This is a genomic window from Enterococcus raffinosus (genome assembly GCF_001886185.1).
GTDB lineage: Bacteria > Bacillota > Bacilli > Lactobacillales > Enterococcaceae > Enterococcus_A > Enterococcus_A raffinosus.
In genome coordinates this window covers 40515-47063 of the sequence record NZ_JXLA01000032.1, presented here as the reverse complement: position 1 = coordinate 47063, position 6549 = coordinate 40515, and the positions used below count along the sequence as shown (strand labels likewise).

Genomic DNA, 6549 nt, shown 5'->3' with positions numbered 1-6549 from the left:
CTTCACCAACACTAGTTGACGAAGAGCCTATCTTTCCTGTTAAAATAAATATTTCACATGATACCATACACGTTAGGCGGTACATTCAACCTCCACGCATGCGTGGATATTTTCGTATTTTACTAATAAGCGGTTTTGTAATTCGATGACCGCTGCACGATCAGATGGTGCACAAGAAACAACGTTGATTAGCACCGTATTGTTATAAAGCTGTTCAACAACTCCCACAACTTCCTTTTCTATGCCAATTGCCTGGCATTCATAAGCAAGACCAATTTCAATAGTTTCCATAATAAATCCCCCTTTAATTCTACGTTTTTATAATAACACAATGAGAATAAATTGAAAACGTTTTTTATTAGTTTTTTTGCTTTAATACCAAGGCAAAAGTCGCAATTGTTAGAAAATTCGCAAAACACAAACATAAACAACCTTGGTTATTTTTAATCTGACGTTCATTTTTTATTTATCTTTATTTGTTTAAAACCGATTTCATTTTCCTACCATTATGTTTTTTATCATTAATTTTGATTAGCTGTAAATTAATTTTACTATACCAATTAAAAAAAGAGCCCTCGCGATGCGAGAGCTCTTTCATCCATTTTATAGACGATCATTCAATTCTTTTGCTAAATCTTCAAATCCTGGTTTTCCAAGTAGAGCAAACATATTTTTTTTGTATGCTTCAACACCTGGTTGGTTGAATGGGTTCACACCCAATAAGTAACCAGAGATACCTACTGCGATTTCAAAGAAGTACATTGCATAACCTAAAGTGTAAGCATCCATTGTTGGAATGTTCAATACGAAGTTAGGTACGCCGCCATCAGTATGGGCTAATAATGTTCCTTCATAGGCTTTAGAGTTAACAAAGTCAACATCCTTGCCTTCTAAGTAGCCTAAACCATCTAAGTCAGATTCTTGTGATGGAATTGCCACAGATTTGCGAGGTTTTTCAACTTTCACGATTGTTTCGAAGATGTTACGACGGCCTTCTTGGATATATTGTCCAAAGGAATGCAAGTCAGTTGAGAAGTTTGCACTTGATGGGTAGATACCTTTCAAGTCTTTTCCTTCTGATTCGCCGTATAATTGTTTCCACCATTCGTTAAAATATTGCATACCTGGTTCGTAGTTGACCAAGATTTCAGTCACTTTGCCTTTACGGTATAGAATATTACGAAGTGCGGCATATTGATACGCTTCGTTTTCGTCTAAGTTTTCGCTTGAGTATGCTTCGCGTGCATCTGCTGCACCTTGCATCAACGCATCGATATCTGCACCGCTTGCTGCGATTGGTAGTAAACCAACAGCAGTAAGTACTGAAAAACGTCCGCCAACATCATCAGGAATAACAAACGTTTCCCAGCCAGCTGCGTCTGCTTCTACTTTAACAGCTCCACGTGCTTTGTCCGTTGTTGCGTAGATACGTTTGTTGGCTTCTTCTTCACCATATTTTTTAATCAATAGTTCTTTGAATACGCGGAATGCAATTGCTGGTTCAGTTGTTGTTCCAGATTTAGAAATTACATTCACAGAGAAGTCGCGGTCGCCGATTACTTCGATTAAGTCAGCGATATATGTTGAGCTGATTGAATTTCCTGCAAAGAATACTTGAGGAGCTTTACGATCTTCTTTATCTAATACATTGAAGAAACTTTGGTGCAAGAATTCGATTGCTGCACGCGCTCCAAGGTATGAACCACCGATCCCGATAACAACTAATACTTCAGAATCAGATTGAATTTTTTCAGCTGCTTTTTTAATGCGGGCAAATTCATCTTTATCATAGTTTACTGGAAGATCGATCCAGCCTAGGAAGTCATTTCCTGCGCCAGTACCTTCGCGTAATTCTTTGTGAGCTAGAGCTACTTCAGATTTGATGTAGTCCATTTCATGTTCGCTCACGAATGGTGCTACTTTCGAATAATCGAAATGAATGTGTGCCATTGTTTTTCCTCCTTGAAAATCACTTCGTAACAATCTATACTTTACGTTTCTTTTGCATATTTTTCAAGCTTAAACCATTTAAAAAATTAAACTGTTCCTTGAGCTAACATTGCAGCAGCGACTTTTTCAAAACCAGCGATGTTGGCTCCGGCAGCGAAATTATCTTTATCAGCATATTTTGCAGCTGTGTCACGGCAAGTTTCATAGATATTTTTCATGATATCATCTAATTTACCGTCCACTTCTTCCTTCGACCATACCAATCGTTGAGAATTTTGGCTCATTTCTAGTGCTGATACCGCTACACCACCCGCATTGGCTGCTTTTCCGGGACCGTAAAGTACACCTTTCTCATGATACAGCTTAATTGCTGCCATCGTACTTGGCATGTTCGCTCCTTCAGCGACTACTTTTACCCCATTTTTAACTAAGATTGCAGCTTTTTTATCGTCAATTTCATTTTGTGTGGCACATGGTAAAGCAATATCGGCAGCTTGTTCAAGCTCCCAGACAGATCCTTCATGGTATTCTGCTGAAGGACGCTCTTTCGCATATTCTGTTAGACGAGCACGACGAACTTCTTTGATATCTTTCAATAATTCAACATCAATACCATCTTTGTCATAAACATAACCATTTGAATCAGAACATGTGATAGCTGTTGCGCCAAGCGCTTGTGCTTTTTCGATCGCGTAAATGGCGACATTTCCGCTTCCAGAAACAAGAACTTTTTTGCCTTCAAAGGAATCATTGCGATCTTCTAATAAATGCTTCACGAAGTAAACCGCACCATAGCCTGTCGCTTCCGTCCGACCAAGACTACCATTAAAGCCTAAAGGTTTCCCTGTTAACACACCCATATCATATTCACGCAAACGTTTGTATTGTCCAAACAAATAACCAATCTCACGTCCGCCAACTCCAATATCACCAGCAGGTACATCTAAGTTTGGTCCGATATGTTTTGATAATTCCGTCATGAAGCTTTGGCAATAACGCATAACTTCTGAATCAGATTTGCCCTTCGGATCAAAATCTGAACCACCCTTACCGCCGCCAATAGGAAGACCTGTCAAACTATTTTTAAAGATTTGCTCGAAACCTAAAAATTTCAAGATACTTAGATTCACACTTGGATGGAAACGAAGTCCACCCTTGTATGGGCCAATCGCTGAATTGAACTGAACACGGTAGCCTCGGTTCACTTGCCAATTGCCTTCATCATCTTGCCAAGGCACACGAAATTGAACCAAACGCTCAGGTTCAAGGATCATGCCTAAAATATTCTTTTCAACGTATTCTGGATGTTCTTCTAAAAACGGAATCACCGTTGGTAAAAACTCATCCACCGCTTGTAAAAATTCTTCTTGATTCGGATCCTTTGCCTCTAAGTTCTTTTGAATCTGTTCAACATATTCTCGTACTTCCATCAAATTCCTCCTCACAGTTAATACTCATAGTTTACATCATTTTCTAATAGAAGTGAAAAAAAATTCATGCTACACTGCAAGTTGAACGTAAAATGTTCGTTTTTGAGGTATGATTATCCAAACTATCTAAACAAATTTATAGCTAAATGAGGGTTTGATGAAATGAGTAAAAACTTTGATGTGATTGTGATTGGCGGAGGGCCAGCAGGTATGATGGCTGCCATCACAGCTGCGATGAACGGCTCCCAAGTCGCTTTGTTCGAAAAAAACAAACGACTTGGAAAAAAATTATTAATGACCGGCGGAGGACGTTGCAACGTTACAAACAATCGTCCCGTTGAGGATCTGATTACTCATATTCCTGGCAATGGTCGCTTTCTATATAGTACCTTTTCTCAATTTGATAACCAAGATGTCATGAATTTTTTCAGTGAACGAGGCGTAGCTTTAAAAGAAGAAGATCATGGACGGATTTTTCCCGTCTCTGATAAATCAGCGACAATCGTCAATACTTTGAAGGATGAACTAGAAAAATTAAATGTCTGTCTTCATTTTAAAGAGCCGGTTGAAAAGATTATTACTGATGGCTCATCAATTCAAGGCATCCGCACCGCTGAGAGAGACTACTCCGCAAAAAGTGTAGTCGTAACAACTGGCGGGATCACCTATCCATCGACTGGCTCACAAGGAGATGGGTACCGTTTTGCGAAAAGCGTGGGGCATCACGTTACTCCTTTATACCCCACTGAATCGCCAATTTATCTAATCGATTCGTTTGTTGCAGAAAAAACGTTGCAAGGTCTTGCTCTTCAAGATGTGAAGCTCTCTGTTCTTGATGAAAAAAACAAGACAGTGACTAGCCACGAAATGGATTTACTTTTTACCCATTTCGGTATATCTGGTCCAGCAGCTTTACGCTGCTCAAGCTTTGTCAATCAATTGTTGCGTAGTCAAAAAACAGTCACTCTAACACTCGATAGCTTCCCTGAAAAAACAGTAGAAGAATTGAGCGAAATAATGCACCAGCGTGCAGCCGCGTCTACAAAACAACTTAAAAATGCGTTGACGGGGTTCTTGCCTGAACGACTATTATTATTCTTTTTGGAGAAAGCCGATATTGACGAACAAACATATGCGCAAACATCAAAGGAACAGCTAGAAAAATTTATCTCCTATTGTAAGAGATGGACGTTGACCGCAAACAAGACATTTGGATTAGAAAAGTCTTTTGTTACCGGCGGGGGTGTCGAACTGAAGGAAATCAATCCAAAAGAATTAGCCAGTAAAAAAATCCCCGGCTTGTACTTTGCCGGGGAAGTCTTAGATGTTAACGGATATACAGGCGGCTATAACATCACCACCGCTTTTTGTACAGGGTTTGTCGCAGGTACGCATGCCGCCTATTATGCGTTTACTTAATGAGTTAATTCAGCAAATTGTCCTCGTGTCAGCTCTTTGATGGCACTGGGGGCAATTTCCATTTGAAGCCCTCTTTTTCCTGCTGATATCGCTATCTGCTCATATTGTTCTGCTGAAGCATCTATAAAAGTTGGAAAAAGTTTTTTCATCCCAATTGGTGAACAGCCGCCACGAATATACCCCGTAGTCGCTTCTAGATCACGCAAGTGCAGCATTTCTACCTTTTTATTGCCACTGACCTTTGCAATTTTTTTCAAATCCAACTCATGATCACTAGGAATCACAGCCACTACAGGACCCGTCTTGTTTCCTACTGCGACTAACGTCTTAAAAATTCGTGCTGGCTCGATCCCCACTTGTTCTGAGACATGGCCGGCTCCAAGATCATCTTCGCTCCAAGAATATTCATGTTCCTTATATGAAATCTTTTTTTGTTCGACTAAACGAATCGCATTGGTTTTTTGTATTTTCTTCTTCGCCAAGTCTATCCCTCACTTCTTTTATTTTCTAAAGTCTAGCAAAAAAGCAGAGAGGAAACAAATTGGTCGTTTTGTTTGGTCTTTTTTCTTAAAAGTTCTACACTGATTATGTAATGGAAAGGATGTAGTCATCATGAAAAGAATTTCAAGAGGAAAGTTTGAAAAGATGCAACAATTGTCAAATGATCAAGGGGTCATTGCAGCCTTAGCAATCGATCAACGTGGCTCTATGAAAAAGATGATGCAAGCCGCTGTTGGCGAAGAAAAATTTTCTATGGATCAAGTTTATGAATTCAAGGAATTGGTATCTCAAGAATTAACCAAGCGAGTCAGCGCGATTTTATTGGATGAACAATACGGATTTAAAGGCATTCAAGCGAAGGACCCAAATTGTGGATTAATTTTATCCTATGAAAAAACTGGCTACGATGCCAATACACCTGGTCGTTTACCTGAACTTCTACCAAACGAATCCCTAGATCGCCTGCTAGCTAAAGGCGCAGATGCGGCGAAGGTGTTGGTTTACTATGATCCAGATGAATCACAGGAGATCTTAGATGTAAAACATGCTTTTCTCGAACGTCTAGGCACAGAAGCATTAGCTGCTGATATTCCAGTATTCGTAGAACCCATCGTCTATGATTCAAAAATCACTGACGACCATTCTCCGGAGTTTGCCAAAATAAAACCACAAAAAGTAATCAGTACAATTAAGGAGTTTACTAAAGAGAAATATCATATTGATGTATTAAAAGTAGAAGTGCCCGTTCTATTTAAATATGTTGAAGGGTTTACTAAAGACGTCGACCCCGTTGTTTATACACAAGAGGAAGCCGCAAGCTACTTTAAAGAAGCGGGTGAAGCTGCTACTCGGCCTTTCATTTATCTAAGTGCAGGGGTTCCAGCAGATATCTTCCGTGAGGAATTGAAATTTGCTGGCGAACATGGCGCGAATTATTGCGGAATTTTAGGCGGACGTGCCACTTGGCGTGATGGTGTACAAATTTACGCAGATGAGGGCAAAGACGGGCTAATCAAATGGTTGGATACACAAGGTCGTGAAAATGTCGAAGAATTAAATGATATCCTTGCGAAGTATGCAAAACCTTGGTATGAAATCTACGGGGGATTGGATAATATCGACGTTTTTGATATTGATGTAATGGACTAACCGACAGGCTATCATAAATAAACAAAAACAGGCATCACTCCCGAAAGTTGAGATCGATGCCTGTTTTACTTTGAGTTCATTTTTCGTTCATTAAGTAGAA

At 39.7% G+C, this 6549-nt stretch carries 6 protein-coding genes; 2 read left to right on the top strand and 4 right to left on the bottom strand.

The features are described 5' to 3' along the window. Positions 1-72 precede the first annotated feature (72 nt). The 3 genes from RV13_RS15690 to gdhA all read right to left on the bottom strand — a co-directional run bounded on the left by RV13_RS15690 (position 73) and on the right by gdhA (position 3380). Positions 73-291, bottom strand: coding sequence for a hypothetical protein (locus RV13_RS15690; protein WP_010746284.1), 219 nt, complete (start codon positions 289-291; stop codon positions 73-75). 312 nt (positions 292-603) lie between these two features. Continuing rightward, positions 604-1950, bottom strand: a complete 1347-nt coding sequence (locus RV13_RS15685; RefSeq protein ID WP_028020642.1) for a glucose-6-phosphate isomerase — start codon at positions 1948-1950, stop codon at positions 604-606. A gap of 86 nt (positions 1951-2036) precedes the next feature. Then, positions 2037-3380 carry an NADP-specific glutamate dehydrogenase gene (gdhA, locus tag RV13_RS15680; RefSeq protein ID WP_010746196.1) on the bottom strand — a complete coding sequence of 448 codons (1344 nt, stop codon included), beginning with the start codon at positions 3378-3380 and terminating at the stop codon, positions 2037-2039. Between the two features lie 162 nt (positions 3381-3542). Here gdhA and RV13_RS15675 point away from each other — a divergent pair, with 162 nt between their 5' ends. Continuing rightward, on the top strand, positions 3543-4799 hold the full coding sequence (locus tag RV13_RS15675) for a BaiN/RdsA family NAD(P)/FAD-dependent oxidoreductase (protein WP_010746195.1): 1257 nt from the start codon (positions 3543-3545) through the stop codon (positions 4797-4799). On the opposite strand, the gene ybaK is transcribed toward RV13_RS15675, so the two are convergent. Then, a complete protein-coding gene (gene ybaK / locus RV13_RS15670; protein WP_010746194.1) occupies positions 4796-5281 on the bottom strand; it encodes a Cys-tRNA(Pro) deacylase in 486 nt (161 codons plus the stop codon). The genes RV13_RS15675 and ybaK overlap by 4 nt on opposite strands. A gap of 130 nt (positions 5282-5411) precedes the next feature. On the opposite strand from ybaK, the gene RV13_RS15665 reads away from it, so the two are divergent. Further along, complete coding sequence (locus RV13_RS15665; RefSeq protein WP_010746193.1) at positions 5412-6449, top strand: tagatose 1,6-diphosphate aldolase; 1038 nt, start codon at positions 5412-5414, stop codon at positions 6447-6449. Positions 6450-6549 lie beyond the last annotated feature (100 nt).

Bases quoted from the DNA above. Each gene is read 5' to 3' on its own strand.
- RV13_RS15690 (WP_010746284.1), bottom strand. From the start codon at position 291: ATGGAAACTATTGAAATTGGTCTTGCTTATGAATGCCAGGCAATTGGC.
- RV13_RS15685 (WP_028020642.1), bottom strand. From the start codon at position 1,950: ATGGCACACATTCATTTCGATTATTCGAAAGTAGCACCATTCGTGAGC.
- gdhA (WP_010746196.1), bottom strand. From the start codon at position 3,380: ATGGAAGTACGAGAATATGTTGAACAGATTCAAAAGAACTTAGAGGCA.
- RV13_RS15675 (WP_010746195.1), top strand. From the start codon at position 3,543: ATGAGTAAAAACTTTGATGTGATTGTGATTGGCGGAGGGCCAGCAGGT.
- RV13_RS15665 (WP_010746193.1), top strand. From the start codon at position 5,412: ATGAAAAGAATTTCAAGAGGAAAGTTTGAAAAGATGCAACAATTGTCA.